This window comes from Acinetobacter sp. YH12138, assembly GCF_015218525.1.
Classification (GTDB): Bacteria; Pseudomonadota; Gammaproteobacteria; order Pseudomonadales; family Moraxellaceae; genus Acinetobacter; species Acinetobacter amyesii.
In genome coordinates, this window is the sequence record NZ_CP048670.1 from 1,097,403 (window position 1) to 1,114,499 (window position 17,097).

Here is a 17,097-nt window from a genome sequence, read left to right on the forward strand (position 1 = left end):
TATGTCTTCAATGTCCCCGATCTGGACAACAGCTTGCCCGGATTGGGAAAAGAAGATTCTTGCAAAAGAATCGCTGATTGCCTGCAAGCCGTTGTACCCAGATGAAGCCGAAATGGCTTTGAATGTTTTTAAGAAACTGACGCTGGTGGATGTTGCCGGAAAGCCGAAAGTAGGCGAAGTGACAGGACAGTGGGTCTTTGATTTTGTTGGTGTGATTTTTGGTGCTTACGATTACGAAAAAAATGAACGCTTAATCAACGAATTTTTCCTGCTCATTAGCAAGAAAAATACAAAATCAACACTTGCTGCGGGCATTATGCTGACCGCGATTATTTTGAATGATCGTCATTCTGCTGAATTCATTATTTTGGCCCCAACGAAAGAAGTTGCAGACAATTCATTTAAGCCGATTCGCGACATGATTCGTGAAGATCCAAAGTTGAATGCGCTGTTTAGCGTGTCAGAACATACACGAACAGTCACACATCGTAAGACCAAGGCAACTTTGGCAGTTGTAGCAGCGGATACCGGATCTGTAGGCGGAAAAAAAGGCGCTTATATTCTTGTGGATGAGCTTTGGATTTTTGGTAAACGTGCAAATGCTGAGTCTATGCTTGAGGAAGCGACTGGCGGTATGGCTTCTTTCCCGGAAGGTTTCCTGATTTGGTTGTCTACGCAGTCAGATGAACCGCCAGCTGGCGTGTTTAAAAAGAAATTGGATTATGCTCGAAAGGTGCGTGATGGTGAGATTATCAATCCATCATTCTTGCCGTTGCTGTACGAATTTCCGCAAAGCATGATTGATGATGAAAGCTATCTGAACCCAGACTATTTCTACGTGACCAATCCCAACTTAGGGCGTTCTACCCATATTCGTTATTTGCTGAATAAGTATGAGCAGGCGAAAGAGAGTGGTGCAGATTCAGTTCAAATTTTCTTGGCGAAATATTTGAATGTCGAAATAGGCATGAACAAGCGTGCGGATCGTTGGGCAGGTGCAGATTTTTGGATGCTCTCAGCATACAAAGATAAACTTTTTGTAGAGTCGATATTGGATCTAAGTGAGATTTGCACTATTGGGTTCGATGGAGGTGGTCTTGATGACTTGTTTGGAATGGCCGTAATTGGTCGTGATAAGCATGATCGTTCAAAATGGTACTGCTGGAATCGTGCCTGGGCGCATCCAATTGCGCTTGAGCGTCGTCAGGAAATTGCCCCGGCATTGAAAGACTTTGAGCAAGACGGCGATTTAGTCATTGTAAAAAATATTGGTGATGACGTTCGTCAAGCTGCTCAAATTTGCAGGCGAATTTATGACGCTGGTAAGCTTCCTGAAAAAGCGGCAATTGGTTTGGATAAGTTGGGCATGCCATCGTTGCAGGATGGTCTGCTTGAAGAAATTCCATTTGAGTTGTTAATTGGTGTGCCGCAAGGCTTTCAGCTTTCAGGTTATGTGCAAACGACTGAGCGAAAAGTTGCTGAAGGAAAATTTTTGCATGCTGGACAGCGCATGATGAATTGGTGTGTTGGTAATGCAAAGGGTGTTTACCAAGGCAATGCAATGACAATCCGAAAACAAGAATCAGGAAAAGCCAAAATTGATCCTCTGATTGCGACATTTAATGCTGTTGCGCTGATGTCAGCAAACCCAGAGGCTGCAGCGCAAAGTTATGGGGTATTTTTTGTATGACAAGAAATCAAAATATTCGACAGGAAATTCGTCACCAGCTGGCAATTCAAAACCATTTAGGGGCCTGCACAACAGCAGGCAAATCGGATAAAGAAATCGCTCACATTGATGAGCGATTTTTTTTGGCTTGTGAAAAGTTAGAAGCACTTCAAGCAGGCTTAAAGCGAAGTAAAACCAAGGAGTAGAAAAGCGATGAAGCTTGCTTACAGCTTACTCGAAGTCAAATCAGTCAATGATGAAGAGTGGAAGCTTGAAGGTATTGCAACAACACCGACGCCTGATCGTGTTGATGATGTTGTAGAGCCTAAAGGCGCACAGTTCACTTTGCCAGTGCCGTTTTTGTGGCAACACGACAAACGACAGCCCATTGGTAATGTTACTGAAGCTCAGGTGACAGATGAAGGAATCAAAGTTGTTATTCAGCTTGTGAAACCAGATGAAGTTGAATCGGATGAATTGAAGAAGCGCCTGCAGGAAGCATGGGACAGTATTAAAACAGGCTTGGTTCGCGGTCTTTCAATTGGATTCCGAGGTCTTGAAGTTGCGGATATTCAAGGCACTTGGGGCTATAAATTCATTAAATGGGATTGGTATGAATTATCGGCAGTTACGATTCCTGCGAATCAGGAAGCAACAATCACTGGCATTAAGACACTCTGCCATCCCGATCAGACAACTAAACAAAATACTGAGCAGCAGGAAAAAACTCTGCCGTGTAAACCGCCCGTAGTCACGCAGCCTGAATCAAAACATTTGGTCGTGAAATTGGCTGAAACATCAAAATCTTTTGGAGTAAAACTCGTATGAAACTTGCTGAACAGATTGCAAAATTAAAGGCAAATATTAAGTCACATCAAGACCAAATTGTTGTGAAATCAGGTGCATCAATTTCAAAGGGCGTTACGCCGGATGAAGCAACTGAAGCTGAAATTAAAGGTCTTCAGGATGAAATTGCTGTGATGCAAAAAAATCAGGACCGTCTTGAAGCTATTCAGAAATCACAGGCTGCATTAGCTGACACCACAACGCCTGTTGACGGTAGTACTTCTGAAAAAGGGTTGAACTCTACCCAAGGTAAAACGGTGGTTAAAACTGAAAGCAATTTGCCTAAAGGTCACGGTATAGCGATGATTGTCCGCGCAAAAGTGGCATCGCAACAACTTGCTAAAAATCATAGTGAATATGTAAGTGCTAGCGATTTATTGAAATCTTGGAATGCTCCAGAAATTGTTCAAAATGTTGCAAAAGCGGTTGCGGGAACAACATCAAGTGATGAGTATTCAGCGCTAATACAAACTCAGAACTTAGTAAATGACTTTATGGATGTTATGCGTCCTCAAACAATTATTGGGCGTATTAAAGGCTTCCGTGAAGTGCCATTTAATATTACCGTTCCAACTAAAACTAGCGGCAGTATTGTGAACTGGGTAGGTGAAGGTAAGAAAAAACCAGTTACTAATTTAGTCATTGGTAAAACTTCCTTATCTTTCGCTAAAATCGCAGGCATCGTGCCATTTTCAGATGAATTAGCTCTGTACACGACAAATTTCACAGAACCCTTATCCTATCAGGATTCTGCTTTCTTAAAATTGCCAAAATTTCCTTAAACTCTTCTTTTTTCCCAAAACCAATTAAACGCTGAATCGCCATTTGAACATAGTCTAAACCATAGCGAAATAAACTCATTGAGAGTCGTCCATGCTTCTTTATTTTTATCGCTTTTTTTTGATTATGTTGCCATTCACCCGTTAAGTAACACCAACAGAAGCTTATAGCTAACACCGCAATCAATTTTTTCACTCGTCTAGGGTCTGTCAAGCGCGTATTTTCAAGATTAAACCCGCGTCCTTTGAGACAACTGAATAAGGTTTCAATTTCCCAGCGTAATGCATAATCCTGAATAGCATTGGCATTAAACTGAGGAGAAACGACGAGTAAAAGCTCTCCATTTTCTAACTGTAGTGCACTTATATATAGTTTCACCCGACCAACCAAAATCCGTCGTTTACGACATTCAATTTGACCAACTTTAAGATGGCGAAATAAATCACTAATTTTATGATTCTTTCCTAAATGATTGGTGACAATGAAGTTTTTTTAACACGAATGCAGAAGTTGATGTCTTGTTCAATTAACCATGTAAACCACTGCTCACCGATAAACTCTCTGTCTGCGAACACATTCACAATACGGTCTTTACCAAAAATGGCTATAAAGCGTTGAATCAAAGCAATACGCTCTTTCGTATCTGAATTTCCACGTTTATTAAGCAATGTCCAAAGGATAGGTATCGCTATTCCACGATAAACGATTGCGAGCATCAGGATATTAATATTTCGTTTTCCCCATTTCCAATTGGTTCTATCTAAAGTCAGTTGCACTTGGTCGAATGAAAACATATTGAAAATCAACTGAGAAATTTGACGATAATCAAAATACTGACCTGCAAAGAAGCGCTGCATACGTCGATAAAATGATTGTGGTAAACACTTGATGGGCAAGGCTTTAGATGCAGAAGAAAGATTACATGTTTGCTTTAAAATAATCACAAGCATGATGAGCGCAAAGCACTTTAAATGTGACTTGTTCCATTTTAGAGATTTGTTTAAGATAAGATATAACTCATTGAGATGTGTCATAGTATTCGTCGTTAGAAAACAATTATTGTGACATTATTTCAATGAGTTATCTATTTTTGTCGTGTACAGAGATGAATTAGGTAAGTTTTCAGATCCTAAAGTAGATGCAATGGTCATGCAGGATCTATCGGATTCCATTACTGGTTTTTCGGATGCTCAATTCTTACTACCAGCAAAAGCAGAGACTATTGAAAGCCCTGCGTCTATTTTACATGGTGTCACTCCGATCACGGCTGCAGGTTTGACAATAGATAACTTCCGTTCAGATCTGCGTAAACTGCGCGGTCAGTTTATTGCGGGTAATGTTTCGTTGACGGGATGTTACTACATCATGAGTGAGACAATGGCTAGCTTTATGTCTGATCTTATTGATGCTTTAGGGAACCCTGTTTACCGTGGTATGGATGCGCCAGTCGGTGAAAAAACCTTGAAAGGTTTACCGGTTGTTGAATCTGAATCTGCAGGTTCAATTATTGCATTAATTAAACCATCGGAAATCTTACTTGCGGATAATGGTGGTATTGATCTTTCAATTTCTTCAGAAGCGACTCTGGATTATAACGATGGAACAGATGACGTTTCTCTGAATTTATGGCAGCAAAACATGGTTGCTGTTCGTGCTGAACGTTACATCCGTTGGAAAAAGCGTCATGCTTTAGCGGCAGCTTGGATTGATTATTCGGGCCAAACCTTGCAGTAAATCATATTTAAATTTTGGTTGAAGGTAGCTAGAAATAGCTACCTTTTTTAATTACTAAAAAGGTGATGAAGTGGAAATCAAATATTTAAAAGATGCACCACTTGGCAAAAAAGGGCAAAAGGCAATAGTCCAGGATCATGAGGGAAAAGTTCTCATAGCATTGGGTTTTGCCAAAGAAATTAAATTGAAGTCATCTGTTGATTCTTCTGAGAATATAACTTTATTGAATCTGAATGGATCACCAGTAATTGATGATTTCGGAAGTGTCGCGCAAGTAGTGGTTAACTGAGGTTGAAAAAATGGGTCTTTTTAGCAATATGTTTCGCAAAAAGTCTTTCTCTACAGTTAATAACGGTGGGTGGACTAAAATTTTTGAACCTTTCACTGGTGCTTGGCAGCGAAATATAGAGCTAAATCGTGAAGACTTACTTTCATTTCATGCTGTTTTTGCCTGCATTTCTATCATTTCAAAAGATATTGGCAAGCTGCCATTGGAGCTTCGCAAAAAAGAAAATGGCGTTTGGGTCAAAACCAAGGACAAAAATCTACCATTCTTTGAAAAACCAAATCATTTTCAAACCATGCAGCAGTTTCTTGAGTATTACATCATTTCCAAAGAAACCCGCGGCAATACTTATGTGCTCAAGCTGCGAAACTTTAAAGGTGATGTAGAGCAGCTGATTGTACTTAATCCTGACAATGTTACGCCTTTGGTCAGCGATGACGGTGATGTCTTTTATCGCATTGGCATTGATAAGTTGGCCAAACAATTAGAATCAATCATATTGCCAGCTTCGGAAATTATTCATGACCGCTGGAACTGCTTATACCATCCACTTGTCGGGATTAGCCCTGTTATTGCATGTGGTTTATCGGGTGCTCAGGGCGTAGCAATTCAAAAGTATGGCGCTAAATTTTTTAGCAATAACGGCCGTCCCAGTGGCATTTTGACCATGCCGGGTAAGATTGATCCAGAAGAAGCCAAAAAGATCAAAGAAGGCTGGGAGGATAATTATTCTGGTGAAAATATTGGTAAAACTGCGGTACTCGGCGGCGATGTGAAATACATTGCAATGTCTATGCCTGCCGCAGATGCACAAATGATTGAGCAGCATAAATGGTCTGCTGAAATTTGCTGTTCAGTCTTTAACGTCCCACCTTGGAAAATTGGGATTGGCAGTATTCCGCAAGGCCAAAAAGTTGAAGACATGGAACGGATCTACCTGAACAGTTGTTTGCAAAGTCCGATTGAAGCGATTGAAAACTGCTTTGATGCTGCTTTTGACTTAAAAGCTAAAGGCTATGAAGTATTTCTTGATCTTTCAACTTTGCTTCGCATGGACAGCATGTCGCAAATGAACTTTTATTCGCTTGGTGTGCAGCGCGGTATTTTTGCACCAAACGAAGCGCGGGCAGTATTCAATTACGAACCTAAAACTGGCGGTGATACGCCATATATGCAGCAGCAAAACTATTCACTTGAAGCAATTTCAAAACGTGATTCGAAAGATGATCCCTTTGCTTCGGGTTCTGGTAAATCAAATGGAGAAGGTGATGGCGCTAACAGTGAATGACGTGGCTCGTCATCTTCGCTATGACGATGACGATATTGTGGCTTTAGACCTGAAATCCATTATGGACAGTGCAGAACAAGCTGTAAAAGATCATGTACTGACGAAATATGATGCTGAAAATAAGATTCAGCAGCGGGCAGTTTTGATGATGTGCGGGTATTTTGATGAGCATCGCGGTGTGAATAAAGATACCCCATCAAATGATGGTTTTTTGCCGCAACCGGTGAAGGATTTATTGTCTCCCTATTACCTACCATTGGTGGTTTAGATGGATGAATTCATTAACTTCGTAAAACAAACACCGCAATATACCAATTTAGTTTTCATTTATGGTGAGCGCCTTTTTATACGTCGAAATGGCGTATTTGAGGTGCCAGCCATTGAATTGGCTTGGCTTGCTTGGAATAAATAATATGACTTGTTCAGGATGTGAGGAAAGACGTGAGTGGATTAGAAAACACACCCAGCGCGCAAAGTTGCGAATGCAAAAACTGCTGCAGCAGCTTGGTGCATCAAATGTTGGAAACAATAAACAACCAAAGTCAGCAGATCACAGCACTGATCAACAGTCACACAGCACTGATCAATAGTCACGCTGAGCAAAACAAAGTTTTGGCGCAAATTATTGATCAAAATAACGACCTGATTGCTGAGCTTATACAAGATGATGAGGATAATGAATCTTCATCGTCCAGATATTTGGATGACTAGTTATGAGTTTAGCAAGTGAATTACGGCATCGCGTAGTGATTCAAATTAAAGGGCCTGATCGTGATGCAGATGGCTATCCAATCCCTGTAGCTTGGACTGAATACAAAAAACTCTGGGCTAAAGTAACGCATCTGTCCGGCAAAGACTTGATTGCCGCACAGGCGAATCAATCTAAAGTCGTTGCTCGCTTAAAGCTGCGCTATCGTGAAGATATTAATACAGAAATGCGTGTGGTTTATAAGGACCAGATTTATGCGATTGATAGCCAAGCCTTAGAAGACAACAATAGTGGTAACGAATACATCACTTTTTTACTTTCGCAGGGTACAGAACACGCCCAAGGCGGGTGACATGTCAACAAATTTTAAGATAGAAGGATTGGAAGAGGTCAAGTCTAAATTAGATCGATTGGCCAATCCTAAAAAAGCAAAATCTATTGCACGTAAAGCAGCCCGTAAAGCAATGAATATTGTAAGAGATGCGGCTCGTACAAATGCAAAGTCAATTGATGACCCTGAAACTGTCGCAATGATTCATAAAAATATTGCAGTGCAGGCAGGGAAAACTCAAAGTGCTAATGATATTAAAATGCGCGTTGGTATTAAAGGAGGTGCAAGTCAGAACCAGCATTCGATCAGCACAGCTAGCTTGAGCGGTGGAGATACTCGGCACTGGCGTTATATAGAATTTGGAACTAAATATCAGCCAGCGACTCCTTTTATGCGAATTGCGTTTTTTAATAATTTTAATGCTGTGACAACCAAATTTGCTGAAGTATTTAATGCAGAACTGGATAAGGAATTAGCATTATGACCGTTGAAATTTCACGAGCACTTAAAGCAGATGATGTTCTAGGACCAAAATTAGGGGGGCGAATATTTCCGAATACAGCAAATCGGGGGACGCGTGTTCCATATGTTGTTTTTCAGGGAATAGGTTCCGACCCTGAGCATGCTTTAGATTGTGGCGCAGTGAATGAGAATAACCAGTATCAATTTGCAGTTTGGCATAACGACATTCAAGAAGCTGAGGCGATTCGCTCACGTGCAATTAAAGTGCTAGAAAAACTAGGGTTTTTCTATCAAGGCAAGCATCCAGATAATGAAGACTTTGAAACAAAACTGTTTGGCCGTGGCTGGGATATGAGCTACTGGTCGGGCGTATGAGTCATTAACTAATTTTTTTATATACCACCGAAAGGTGGTTTTTTTATGCCAAAAATTTGAGGAGTAGCTACTCATGGCGCGTATTAAAGTTCAAAAATCACAGTTGTATTACCACGAAGAAGGTGCGACCGCAGTTGAATCGGTTCAGTGTGCAAAAGAGCTGGAATTGGGTACAGACACTGAAGAAGATATTGATGTGACTTGTCTTGACGACGAAGAAGATAACTTTGATCCGGGTAAGAAAACACCGGGTGAAGGGTCGCTATCAATTGATCTTGATGATGAAAACTCATCTCACTTAAAACTGATTGCACTTTCAAAAACCACACCACGTAAAAAAGTCACTTGGTATTTAGGCTCAAGCAATTCGGATGATGCCCCAGAGGTCACAGGCGGTGCGGTTACATTGCCACCTTCTCGCACTTGGTGGGTTTGGGAAGGTTATCTTAAGTTAGCTGAGAAGACTTTCGTGAAAGGGCAATTTGTTGGCTACAAATTCCCAATGAAGAAAACTTCTATTGTGAATGAAACAATTCGCACAATCCCACCTGTAGGACCTTAAAACATGGCTAAAAAAAATAAATTAACACTTGCCTCTGTCCGCAAAGCGGCAGGGGTTGGGGTGCTGGTTGAACGAACAATCAGTTTTGTTGGAAATGATGGTGAAAAGTTTGAAGGCGAGATTCTTGTTAAGCGCCTTTCGCATCAAGAGCGATTAGAAGCTATAGACGCTTGGGGCCTAGAGGATAAATCCAAGGCGACTGTAGATCAGTATTCAAAGGCAATGCTTTTTGCTGCTGTCTATTCATCAGAAGATGAAAAGTTCTTTTCAGTTATTGAGGACACAGGCCTCGTGAACTCGGAAATCATCGCATCTATGAGTGAGGCAGTAGAAGATGTGAATGACTTCATGGGAAAGAAGTGGATCTTGAATCAGAAGAATTCTGGTGCGAGCTCGTCATCAACGGAATCGGCGGAAGAACCATCGAAGAAGCAAAAGCCCGAATAAGTGCGGAGGAATTTGCAATATGGAGAGCCTATCGTATCAAGCGAGGCTCCTTATTTGTTGGCCGCAGAATCGAGCAGGGTTTTGGGAATTTGGCGGCAACATACTTGGCATCTAAAGGTGCTAAAGATATTAAAGCAGTTTCTTTTATGCCGCATGAAGATCAACCGGAAGATGAAATCCTATCTGTAGATGAAATGATGCAAAAAGGAATAGGGTAGTCTTATTTCTTTTGTGTCGCAAAATTAGTATCTTGTCCTTAAATTACAAATTAGGGGTGGGGTATGGGTATTAAGCCGTGTAAAGAATGTGGATCACCAGTAAGCGACAAGGCGGAAAGTTGTCCACGTTGTGGGGCGAAGCAACCAAAGAAAACCAGTGTGTTAACTTGGGTTGTTTTAGGTGTAATAGTGCTTGTAGGGGTAATTGGAGCATTAGCGCCGGAAGGTTCTAAAAAAAATCAAACTGAAATAGCGAAACTTTCATCTAATAATGAAAATTCCAAAGAGGTTGCAACACCAAAGAATTGGAGTTATGAAACTACAAAAGATGAAATGCGAAACACAACTACACTTTTCGCATCAAACGTAAGTCAGAATACAGTCAACTTTGACTTTCCTTATCAAGGTGGTTCAAATTTAGTTATTACTTTAAGAAAGAAAGGAGATGCTACTGATGTGATAATAGCGATTACGAAGGGGCAAATCCTTTGTAGTATTCGCAATTGCGAGGTTGCATTTAAATTTGATAACAATCCTATCCAATCAATTACGATGTCGGAGCCGGATAATCATTCCGCTGATGTATTGTTTGTGGCACACGATTCCACTGCTAAAAAAATCATTAATCAGATGAAAATAAGCAAAAAACTAACTATTGAAGTCCCTTTTTATCAAGAGGGCAGTAAGCAATTCACATTTGATGTGAGTAATTTAGATTGGAAGTAAGAACAGTTAAACAAGGCCCGCATTGAGCGGGCTTTTTTATTGCCTGAGGTTTTGTATGAGCACCAAACTTGGAACATTAACATTAGATTTAATTGCCAAGATTGGCAGCTTTGTTGGGCCAATTAAAGACGCAGAAAAACAAACTAAGCAAAGTTTTGAAAGTATGCGCAAGCATGTCAATAGTTTTGGCTCAGTTGCAGTGGCGGGCGCTGCTGCAGCGGGGGCAGCCGCATTTGCAATGGCTAAGAACTATGCTGATGCAGCGCAAGAACTGCGTATTTTTTCAAGTATTGCGAATGCCAGCAATCAAGAATTTCAAGCAATGGCAGTTGGTGCTCAAACAATGGGTATCAGCCAAGAAAAGCTCGCAGACCAGTTAAAAGATTTCAATGAAAAGCTGGGGGAATTCATCACAATTGGTTCGGGGGGTGCTGTAGATTTTTTTGAACAAATTGCCATTAAAACAGAAGGTAGTGCTGAAGGAGCAAGAAAACTTGCTTTAGAAATGCAAAACCTATCTGGACCCAAAGCACTTCAATTGTATGTAGATAAGCTTGAGGAAGCTGGTGTCACTCAGCAACAAATGTCTTTCTATTTGGAAAGCATGGCCTCGGACACAACTAATTTAATCCCGTTGCTTAAACAAGGAGGTGAGGGATTTAAGTTTTGGGCAGATGCGGCTGAACGCGCCGGTGTCATCATGGATGAATCAGCCATCGCCAAGGCTGCAGAACTAAAAGTTCAGCTTGGATTATTAGATCTGCAGGTTCAAGGGGCAACAAACCAATTTATCCAGGGTTTAATACCAGCGCTTGTTTCTGTGGGGGATGCCATGTCTGATGCCACTGTGAATACAAACATGATGGCAGATGCAGGTGAATTGCTTGGCGAGGTATTTAAGGGTGTTGCAGCAACAGGTATGGGTGTTTATGCAACAATTAAACTTCTATCCAATTCAATTGCGGGATTGGCTTACGATGCAAATGTGGCTAAAAAGCACATGGAGGTCGAATCTGGTTGGAAGAAGTGGACTGGTATAAATTTCTTCAAGAGCGCAATACTCGGCACTGCTGCCGCAAGAACTTCTGAAAACAGTGGTATAGCAATGGCTGCTCAAGATAACAATAAAGTTATCGAGGATGTAGCAAACTCCATTAACAGACTGTATTCAGATACTGCTAGTGCTGCTACTAAACAAATGGCTAAGATTCAGAGCAGCCAAGCGGGTGTTACAAAGGGCTCTCAGGAATGGGTGAAGAAGCAAAATGAAGCTACTCAAGCCGCAAAATCAAACGCAAAAGCGACATCTGATGCAGCCAAAGCGCAACGCGAATATAACCAAGCGGTAGAACTTGGTAAGCGTCTAATTTATGAATATGGTGATGAGCAACTACGAATAGCAAAAGATTTAGAAAATGATCTTGAGGATATTCGCAGTGCATCTTTAAAACAGGAAGCGAAAGATCGTTATTCAGAAGTTGCCAAGCTACAAGCTGAAGCAAGGAAGAAAGCGTACTTTGCAGAACTTGAAGATGAGCTGTTTGGGCATCGTAAAACTGAAGAAGACAAACTTAAAGACGAACTAAATATTAATAAGCTTCGTCTTGATGCTCAGCGCGGACTCAATAAAAACGAATTGGATTTGCGAAAAGCAGCACTCGAAGACAAAGCTCGATTAGAGCTGTCATACATCCAAGCTGACAAATTAGCACGAGCAGATTCAGCCATGGCTGCATGGGGTGGCACCTATTCAGACATGACAGGCACAGGCGACCAGTTTGGGATTGAGTCAGAAAAGTTTAATCGCTTTGATCAGTCGCAAGAGTTGTTTGATGCACAAATGGCGTTAGCTGAGTCTGCTGAGCAACGTGAAGCAATATGGCAAGCGCATCATGAACGAATGACCGCAATTGAGTTGAGTTATAACGAGTCAAAAAGAGCACTCGCAATGGCTTCAGCTGGCGACATGCTCGGCAATATGACTGACTTGATGGGTTCATTGCTAGGTGAGCAGTCTGCTGGTTATAAAGCAATGTTTGGTATTCAGAAAGCATTTGCAATTGCGCAAATTTTGCTGAATGCGCCCGAGTCATACTCAAAAGCATTTAACTCAATGGTTGGTATTCCTTTAGTTGGTCCTGTCTTGGCACCAATAGCTGGTGGTGTGGCTATTGCTACTCAGTTGGCTCAACTGGCAACAGTGAAGTCTGTATCACTTAGCGGTATGGCCCACGACGGTATTGATAACATCCCGAAAGAAGGTACATGGCTTTTGGATAAGGGTGAGCGTGTAGTTGATGCACGTACAAACGGAGATTTGAAAGACTTTATTGCAAACAGCAATAACGGTCCAAAAGTCATTATCAATGTGCCAGCTGGACACACAGCAAATCATAATGTCGGGGCTGACGGTACTGTGACTGTTGATGTTGTACGTCAAGAGATTGCAGGTGCATTTAACAACGTACGACGATCAAACAGTACTGAAAGCCGAGTGTTTCAAGAAACCTTTGGTTTGAGCCCTTCACGATAGGAAAAAACATGGATCAATTTATGCTTTGCCCTCTCCGGGAAGGGTATGTTTTTACGCCAGGTAATAATTTGCGTGAACAAAAAACAGAAGGCGGTATGCCCCGACAAGTAATTAAATTTGTCGGGGCAATTCATTCTGTTTCTGCTGCTGTGTATCTGAAAGATCCGCGCGAACGTCAATATTTTTGGGCATTCTGGCGGATCAATCAAACCAAAATTTGGCGCTGGAATCTGGCTTTAGATAACGGCGTTAAAGAGGATTGCTTATGTCAATTTTCAGCTGAAAGCGTGCCGCAAGAAAATTTGATTGAGGGTGTAAAGCGTAAAGTTACGATCAATATTTATGTTGTCCCAATTAAACGCGATCCAGCTTTTGATAGAACAATCATAGATTTATGGCAATCGGGATTAATCAATAACTTGAGTGATATTGAGAAAATTCCGAATGTCTGGTTGCCCGATGCTGTGGGGGTTTAAATGGAAATTACTACAGAAATGTCATCAATGCTTGACCAATCAGCAGGGCCAGTAGGGTTGATCGAATGCATTGAAATATCACATTCGAAATGGCCGGCTATTTTGCGTTATGTCATTAACTCCAGTGAGCCGATGATCTTGACACATGAAAATGGCCAATCATATGAATACGTCTACGCACCGATCAGCATCACCCGTTCTTCAGAAGAAGATACGCTTGAGCAAGAGCTTAGTTTCAGTCTTGGCGATGTTGGTGAGACAGTACCGGCACTGATCGACCTGATTATTCACGATGAAGAGATTGAATTGCCGCTGGTGTCATACAGAGCGTATTTGATCGGTCAGTATGCATCACCAATCTTTGTTGCGCGTGATCTTGAGCTTGAAAATGTGACGCGGGATTGGAAAGGCACGCAAGGCGATTCCAAAGCACCAGGGTTGAATGATTCGGGAAATGGCGAGGTTTATTCAGCATCCACTGATCCAAGCTTAATAGGATTTTACTGATGATTAATCGCTTATTTCACTGTGAATACAATCCACAGAAATATCACTGTGTCCATTTTGTGATTGAAGCAGCACGAGTGCTCTACGGCAAAGATTACTCTGCAAGTTTTATTGGCCTGACGGGTTCGCTGGATGAAACGGTGAAAACTTCACGTTCAACTATCATCAAAAATAAGCGTATAGATCGGCCAATTGAGGGCTGTATCGTCCTGATGTCATACCACAATGAAAGCTCGCATGTCGGGCTTTTTTATCGTCAACGAATTTTTCATTTAACAGAAAAAGGCGTGCAACGAATCACGTTAGAACAAGCAAAACCAATGTTTAAAAGGATGCGTTTTTATGAGCCAAATTTGCATCATTAAGAATGCTCTCGATCATACCGAGCAAGAGGTTGTGCAATCTGAAAATGCATTGAAAACCTTTCTTAAAGTTAGAGCAAACCATCCGCATGCGCGGATATATAAGGGAAATCCGTGTCCTGAAAATGACATCACACCATCGCAACAGGACAAAGCTAGTATTGCGCGGCTACTTGAAACAAATGAAGTTCTAACAATTGTTTGTCATCCGGGCGATATTATTTCCGCTGTGAACTATGCTGTTGCAAAGATTTTTGGTGAAGCTGTTAAAGTCTTCGTTAAAGTTCCAAAAGCACATGCGGACAACGGTAAATCCACGGGTTCAAGCAACAATAACTTAGCAAACCCAGAAAATAAGCAGCGTATTAAAGAGCGTATTCCCTATATTATTGGCCGTGTCAAAGCGATTCCAGATCTACTCGCGCCTGCACTTCGTTACTTTAAAGAAGGTGTTGAAGTTGAAGAGCTGTTGATGTGCTTGTGCGAAAATCCAGTTCAAGTGTCCAATTTTAAAGAAGGCGATACGCCGGTTGCAGAGATTCCGGGTAAATCCATCACGGCATATGATTTAAATCAATCCATTGTCGGAGCTGAAAACATTTACAAAATTGGTGATAGCTTTACCGATGCGCCAGTTGTAGCGAAACAAAACAGCTCAGTGAATGGTCAGACTTTACTACCACCAAACAGCACCCGATTTGAGCGCTCAGATGTATATTTTGTTTACCCAAACCAAATCAAAACGCTTAACAATACGTCTGATTTTGAAAAGTTTGTTGTGAATGAATTGGTGACTATTGAGGGGGCGAACTTTGGTATTGCAGATCTAGCCATCACTGGTTCAGTAAATATTAATTATTTAACTCAAACGCTTGAAATTAGCTCGAATCAAACCGCAGTTAATTTTCAAGATTTTCGCAAGATCAACATCACCGCAATGCTGATTACTGATCCAGTGAATGGGCAATTAGATTTGGCGGGCTTGTATGATGTGGATACGATCACGTATAACAGCGGTGTCTATGCAATCAAATTGCTTAATGCAACCAACACCAATACCAATTTTGCCAATTTAACTGAAAATGCAGTAACGAATTTGAGTGCAAATTTAACGGCCAATACTGCCAACATCTTTTTAGATGGCACGTACACGATCACGGGTATTGATAAAGCCAACCGCTTGATGACACTTGCGACACCGAGCACAACAAATCCGGATTGGAATAAATTAGCTGATCTGGCGGGGCAGCAAACCCCGACAACACGTATTAAATTACGCGGCAATCAGGAGAATTATATTGGCTGGTTTACGATTGATTCACCTCAGGCGAAAGGGTTGTTGTTAAACTTTAGAGCAGGTAATGGCATCTATCAGGGCTCGTCTGCAAAAGCAGTCAGCATTGAAGCTGAGTATCAGCAAGTCGTGAATAACGTGCCAACCGGGCAGATTTATCGTAGAAGTATCACACTTACGGGTAAGTCAAATAACCGGGATGCCGTAGGCGCGTCAATGTGGATTGATTTGCCATTCTCCGGTGCTGTGCGGTTTCGTGCACGTCGAACCAATGATAATGGTGATTCTGCTGAATTAATGGATGAAACCAAATTTTATCAAGCTTATGCATATCATTATCTTGAAAAACTGGTTTATCCGAATCGGATTATCGTTCGTGCAAGAACAGTGGCCACAGCGAATGCAACGAGCCAAGATTCACGGCAGTTGAACTGTATCGCTGAGGGATTAGTGTATTCATATCGTGGTGGGGGTAAATCTGCTGAACGTATTGCTTCACGCAATATTGCAGATACCACGATTGATTTGGCTCTGCATCCGAAAATCGGGCGGCGATTTGAATCTGAAATTGATTTTGATCGTATTTATCAAGTTATAGATGATCTGCAAGCATATTTTGGTTCTGAGCGAATGACTGAATTTAATTATACGCTTGATAACACAAACACTTCGTTTGAAGAGATTATGCGCATGATGTCAGCAGTCACGTGTACGCATGATCGTCGGGTGAATCGAAAGATTTATTATGATCTTGAAGGCGCTGAAAATGAGCCATTAATACTATTTAATCATCGTAATAAGAAATCTCAAACAGAGGTCCGTTCCCATAGCTTTCGGGTTGAAAATCGGCATGACGGTGTTGAATTGACATATATCGACTCGGATGAAGGTTGGATTGAAAAGACGCTGAAAATTCCAAATGAAGCGATCAATAATCCAAAGAAAATTGAAGGTACCGGTATTGTTTACAAGCAGCAAGCACATATAGTTGCTTGGAGAGCATGGAATAAACTGAAGTTTAGCCGTGTGACTGCACGCTTCACTGCCTACCACGAGAGTGATCTGGTATTTCGTGGTGACTGTATCTTGAATACCGATGACACCCGACTCGGCAATTGCACCAGTGGTGAAGTGTTGAATTGGAACAATCTTTCAATTGAGGTCTCGCAGCCCTTTAAATTGGTGCCAAATCAGCTATATGTGATTCATCTACAGCTGAAAAGCGGTGTCATTGATGTGATGAAAATCACTCAGGGTGAAGACGAGTTTCACTTTGTACTTGAACGTCCACCAATGGAAGCTCTAGTCACAACTGGGCAGGTCAAAACAGTGTATTCAGTCACGACTGATGATAGACAGAATGAACAGAAGTTTCTTGTATCAAGCAAGAAGCCAATCGATGTGTTTGAAAATGAAGTAAGTGCAATCAATTTTGATGAGCGTTATTACCGAAATGATCAGGACATCATCAACAATTTGATTTAAATGAATT

Annotated in this window: 23 protein-coding genes; 22 read left to right on the forward strand and 1 reads right to left on the reverse strand. The window is 41.4% G+C overall.

Annotation, left to right across the window (positions count from 1 at the left end; genetic code table 11):
- Nucleotide 1: 1 nt before the first annotated feature.
- The 4 genes from G0029_RS05285 to G0029_RS05300 are packed head-to-tail and all read left to right on the forward strand — an operon-like array spanning nucleotide 2 to nucleotide 3,297.
- Nucleotides 2-1,690, forward strand: a complete 1,689-nt coding sequence (locus tag G0029_RS05285) for a terminase large subunit (protein WP_180110042.1) — start codon at nucleotides 2-4, stop codon at nucleotides 1,688-1,690.
- Nucleotides 1,687-1,875: a hypothetical protein gene (locus G0029_RS05290; protein ID WP_180110043.1), complete on the forward strand. Its 189-nt coding sequence runs from the start codon at nucleotides 1,687-1,689 to the stop codon at nucleotides 1,873-1,875. Before G0029_RS05285 ends, G0029_RS05290 begins: the two co-directional genes overlap by 4 nt.
- Nucleotides 1,876-1,882: 7 nt before the next feature.
- Nucleotides 1,883-2,497, forward strand: a complete 615-nt coding sequence (locus tag G0029_RS05295) for an HK97 family phage prohead protease (RefSeq protein WP_180110044.1) — start codon at nucleotides 1,883-1,885, stop codon at nucleotides 2,495-2,497.
- The gene (locus G0029_RS05300) at nucleotides 2,494-3,297 is read left to right on the forward strand and encodes a phage major capsid protein (RefSeq protein ID WP_180110045.1); all 804 of its coding nucleotides are present in this window, start codon (nucleotides 2,494-2,496) and stop codon (nucleotides 3,295-3,297) included. Before G0029_RS05295 ends, G0029_RS05300 begins: the two co-directional genes overlap by 4 nt.
- Here G0029_RS05300 and G0029_RS05305 read toward each other — a convergent pair.
- A protein-coding gene (locus G0029_RS05305; protein ID WP_085940648.1) for an IS4-like element ISAba1 family transposase occupies nucleotides 3,239-4,329 on the reverse strand; the annotation gives its coding sequence in 2 pieces (ribosomal slippage) (nucleotides 3,239-3,789 and nucleotides 3,789-4,329; 1,092 coding nt in all). The two genes, G0029_RS05300 and G0029_RS05305, sit on opposite strands and share 59 nt — an antisense overlap.
- A 61-nt stretch (nucleotides 4,330-4,390) precedes the next feature.
- On the opposite strand from G0029_RS05305, the gene G0029_RS05310 reads away from it, so the two are divergent.
- The 18 genes from G0029_RS05310 (at nucleotide 4,391) to G0029_RS05395 (ending at nucleotide 17,090) form a co-directional block, all read left to right on the forward strand.
- Nucleotides 4,391-5,029 carry a phage major capsid protein gene (locus tag G0029_RS05310; RefSeq protein ID WP_180110306.1) on the forward strand — a complete coding sequence of 213 codons (639 nt, stop codon included), beginning with the start codon at nucleotides 4,391-4,393 and terminating at the stop codon, nucleotides 5,027-5,029.
- A 70-nt stretch (nucleotides 5,030-5,099) separates the two neighbouring features.
- Complete coding sequence (locus G0029_RS05315; protein WP_180110305.1) at nucleotides 5,100-5,318, forward strand: hypothetical protein; 219 nt, start codon at nucleotides 5,100-5,102, stop codon at nucleotides 5,316-5,318.
- 28 nt (nucleotides 5,319-5,346) lie between these two features.
- Nucleotides 5,347-6,603 (forward strand): phage portal protein, encoded by a 1,257-nt coding sequence (locus G0029_RS05320; protein WP_227591872.1) that lies wholly within the window; start codon nucleotides 5,347-5,349, stop codon nucleotides 6,601-6,603.
- Nucleotides 6,584-6,871, forward strand: a complete 288-nt coding sequence (locus G0029_RS05325) for a head-tail connector protein (protein WP_180110303.1) — start codon at nucleotides 6,584-6,586, stop codon at nucleotides 6,869-6,871. The genes G0029_RS05320 and G0029_RS05325 overlap by 20 nt, the downstream gene beginning before the upstream one ends.
- Complete coding sequence (locus G0029_RS05330; RefSeq protein ID WP_180040779.1) at nucleotides 6,872-7,015, forward strand: hypothetical protein; 144 nt, start codon at nucleotides 6,872-6,874, stop codon at nucleotides 7,013-7,015.
- Between the two features lie 104 nt (nucleotides 7,016-7,119).
- Complete coding sequence (locus tag G0029_RS05335) at nucleotides 7,120-7,314, forward strand: hypothetical protein (RefSeq protein WP_180110302.1); 195 nt, start codon at nucleotides 7,120-7,122, stop codon at nucleotides 7,312-7,314.
- A gap of 2 nt (nucleotides 7,315-7,316) precedes the next feature.
- On the forward strand, nucleotides 7,317-7,664 hold the full coding sequence (locus G0029_RS05340) for a phage head closure protein (RefSeq protein ID WP_180110301.1): 348 nt from the start codon (nucleotides 7,317-7,319) through the stop codon (nucleotides 7,662-7,664).
- A gap of 1 nt (nucleotide 7,665) precedes the next feature.
- Nucleotides 7,666-8,127, forward strand: coding sequence for an HK97-gp10 family putative phage morphogenesis protein (locus tag G0029_RS05345; RefSeq protein WP_180110300.1), 462 nt, complete (start codon nucleotides 7,666-7,668; stop codon nucleotides 8,125-8,127).
- On the forward strand, nucleotides 8,124-8,480 hold the full coding sequence (locus G0029_RS05350; protein ID WP_180110299.1) for a tail completion protein gp17: 357 nt from the start codon (nucleotides 8,124-8,126) through the stop codon (nucleotides 8,478-8,480). The genes G0029_RS05345 and G0029_RS05350 overlap by 4 nt, the downstream gene beginning before the upstream one ends.
- Before the next feature lie 73 nt (nucleotides 8,481-8,553).
- Nucleotides 8,554-9,042 carry a phage tail tube protein gene (locus G0029_RS05355; RefSeq protein ID WP_180110298.1) on the forward strand — a complete coding sequence of 163 codons (489 nt, stop codon included), beginning with the start codon at nucleotides 8,554-8,556 and terminating at the stop codon, nucleotides 9,040-9,042.
- A 3-nt stretch (nucleotides 9,043-9,045) separates the two neighbouring features.
- Nucleotides 9,046-9,489 carry a hypothetical protein gene (locus G0029_RS05360; protein WP_180110297.1) on the forward strand — a complete coding sequence of 148 codons (444 nt, stop codon included), beginning with the start codon at nucleotides 9,046-9,048 and terminating at the stop codon, nucleotides 9,487-9,489.
- Between the two features lie 89 nt (nucleotides 9,490-9,578).
- The gene (locus G0029_RS18495; RefSeq protein WP_306669730.1) at nucleotides 9,579-9,707 is read left to right on the forward strand and encodes a hypothetical protein; all 129 of its coding nucleotides are present in this window, start codon (nucleotides 9,579-9,581) and stop codon (nucleotides 9,705-9,707) included.
- Between the two features lie 63 nt (nucleotides 9,708-9,770).
- Complete coding sequence (locus tag G0029_RS05370; RefSeq protein ID WP_180110296.1) at nucleotides 9,771-10,433, forward strand: zinc ribbon domain-containing protein; 663 nt, start codon at nucleotides 9,771-9,773, stop codon at nucleotides 10,431-10,433.
- 55 nt (nucleotides 10,434-10,488) lie between these two features.
- Entirely contained in the window at nucleotides 10,489-12,966 is a 2,478-nt protein-coding gene (locus tag G0029_RS05375) for a hypothetical protein (protein ID WP_180110295.1), read from the forward strand.
- Between the two features lie 8 nt (nucleotides 12,967-12,974).
- Nucleotides 12,975-13,442: a hypothetical protein gene (locus G0029_RS05380; RefSeq protein WP_227591874.1), complete on the forward strand. Its 468-nt coding sequence runs from the start codon at nucleotides 12,975-12,977 to the stop codon at nucleotides 13,440-13,442.
- Complete coding sequence (locus G0029_RS05385) at nucleotides 13,443-13,949, forward strand: hypothetical protein (RefSeq protein WP_180110294.1); 507 nt, start codon at nucleotides 13,443-13,445, stop codon at nucleotides 13,947-13,949.
- Nucleotides 13,946-14,314 (forward strand): hypothetical protein, encoded by a 369-nt coding sequence (locus G0029_RS05390; RefSeq protein WP_180110307.1) that lies wholly within the window; start codon nucleotides 13,946-13,948, stop codon nucleotides 14,312-14,314. The genes G0029_RS05385 and G0029_RS05390 overlap by 4 nt, the downstream gene beginning before the upstream one ends.
- Nucleotides 14,292-17,090, forward strand: a complete 2,799-nt coding sequence (locus G0029_RS05395) for a host specificity factor TipJ family phage tail protein (protein WP_180110293.1) — start codon at nucleotides 14,292-14,294, stop codon at nucleotides 17,088-17,090. The genes G0029_RS05390 and G0029_RS05395 overlap by 23 nt, the downstream gene beginning before the upstream one ends.
- Nucleotides 17,091-17,097: the final 7 nt, after the last annotated feature.

Excerpts from the sequence above, each read along its gene's own strand:
- G0029_RS05285 (WP_180110042.1), top strand. The coding sequence starts at position 2 with ATGTCTTCAATGTCCCCGATCTGGACAACAGCTTGCCCGGATTGGGAA.
- G0029_RS05290 (WP_180110043.1), top strand. The coding sequence starts at position 1,687 with ATGACAAGAAATCAAAATATTCGACAGGAAATTCGTCACCAGCTGGCA.
- G0029_RS05295 (WP_180110044.1), top strand. The coding sequence starts at position 1,883 with ATGAAGCTTGCTTACAGCTTACTCGAAGTCAAATCAGTCAATGATGAA.
- G0029_RS05300 (WP_180110045.1), top strand. The coding sequence starts at position 2,494 with ATGAAACTTGCTGAACAGATTGCAAAATTAAAGGCAAATATTAAGTCA.
- G0029_RS05320 (WP_227591872.1), top strand. The coding sequence starts at position 5,347 with ATGTTTCGCAAAAAGTCTTTCTCTACAGTTAATAACGGTGGGTGGACT.
- G0029_RS05325 (WP_180110303.1), top strand. The coding sequence starts at position 6,584 with ATGGCGCTAACAGTGAATGACGTGGCTCGTCATCTTCGCTATGACGAT.
- G0029_RS05330 (WP_180040779.1), top strand. The coding sequence starts at position 6,872 with ATGGATGAATTCATTAACTTCGTAAAACAAACACCGCAATATACCAAT.
- G0029_RS05335 (WP_180110302.1), top strand. The coding sequence starts at position 7,120 with ATGTTGGAAACAATAAACAACCAAAGTCAGCAGATCACAGCACTGATC.
- G0029_RS05340 (WP_180110301.1), top strand. The coding sequence starts at position 7,317 with ATGAGTTTAGCAAGTGAATTACGGCATCGCGTAGTGATTCAAATTAAA.
- G0029_RS05345 (WP_180110300.1), top strand. The coding sequence starts at position 7,666 with ATGTCAACAAATTTTAAGATAGAAGGATTGGAAGAGGTCAAGTCTAAA.
- G0029_RS05350 (WP_180110299.1), top strand. The coding sequence starts at position 8,124 with ATGACCGTTGAAATTTCACGAGCACTTAAAGCAGATGATGTTCTAGGA.
- G0029_RS05355 (WP_180110298.1), top strand. The coding sequence starts at position 8,554 with ATGGCGCGTATTAAAGTTCAAAAATCACAGTTGTATTACCACGAAGAA.
- G0029_RS05360 (WP_180110297.1), top strand. The coding sequence starts at position 9,046 with ATGGCTAAAAAAAATAAATTAACACTTGCCTCTGTCCGCAAAGCGGCA.
- G0029_RS05370 (WP_180110296.1), top strand. The coding sequence starts at position 9,771 with ATGGGTATTAAGCCGTGTAAAGAATGTGGATCACCAGTAAGCGACAAG.
- G0029_RS05375 (WP_180110295.1), top strand. The coding sequence starts at position 10,489 with ATGAGCACCAAACTTGGAACATTAACATTAGATTTAATTGCCAAGATT.
- G0029_RS05380 (WP_227591874.1), top strand. The coding sequence starts at position 12,975 with ATGGATCAATTTATGCTTTGCCCTCTCCGGGAAGGGTATGTTTTTACG.
- G0029_RS05385 (WP_180110294.1), top strand. The coding sequence starts at position 13,443 with ATGGAAATTACTACAGAAATGTCATCAATGCTTGACCAATCAGCAGGG.
- G0029_RS05395 (WP_180110293.1), top strand. The coding sequence starts at position 14,292 with ATGAGCCAAATTTGCATCATTAAGAATGCTCTCGATCATACCGAGCAA.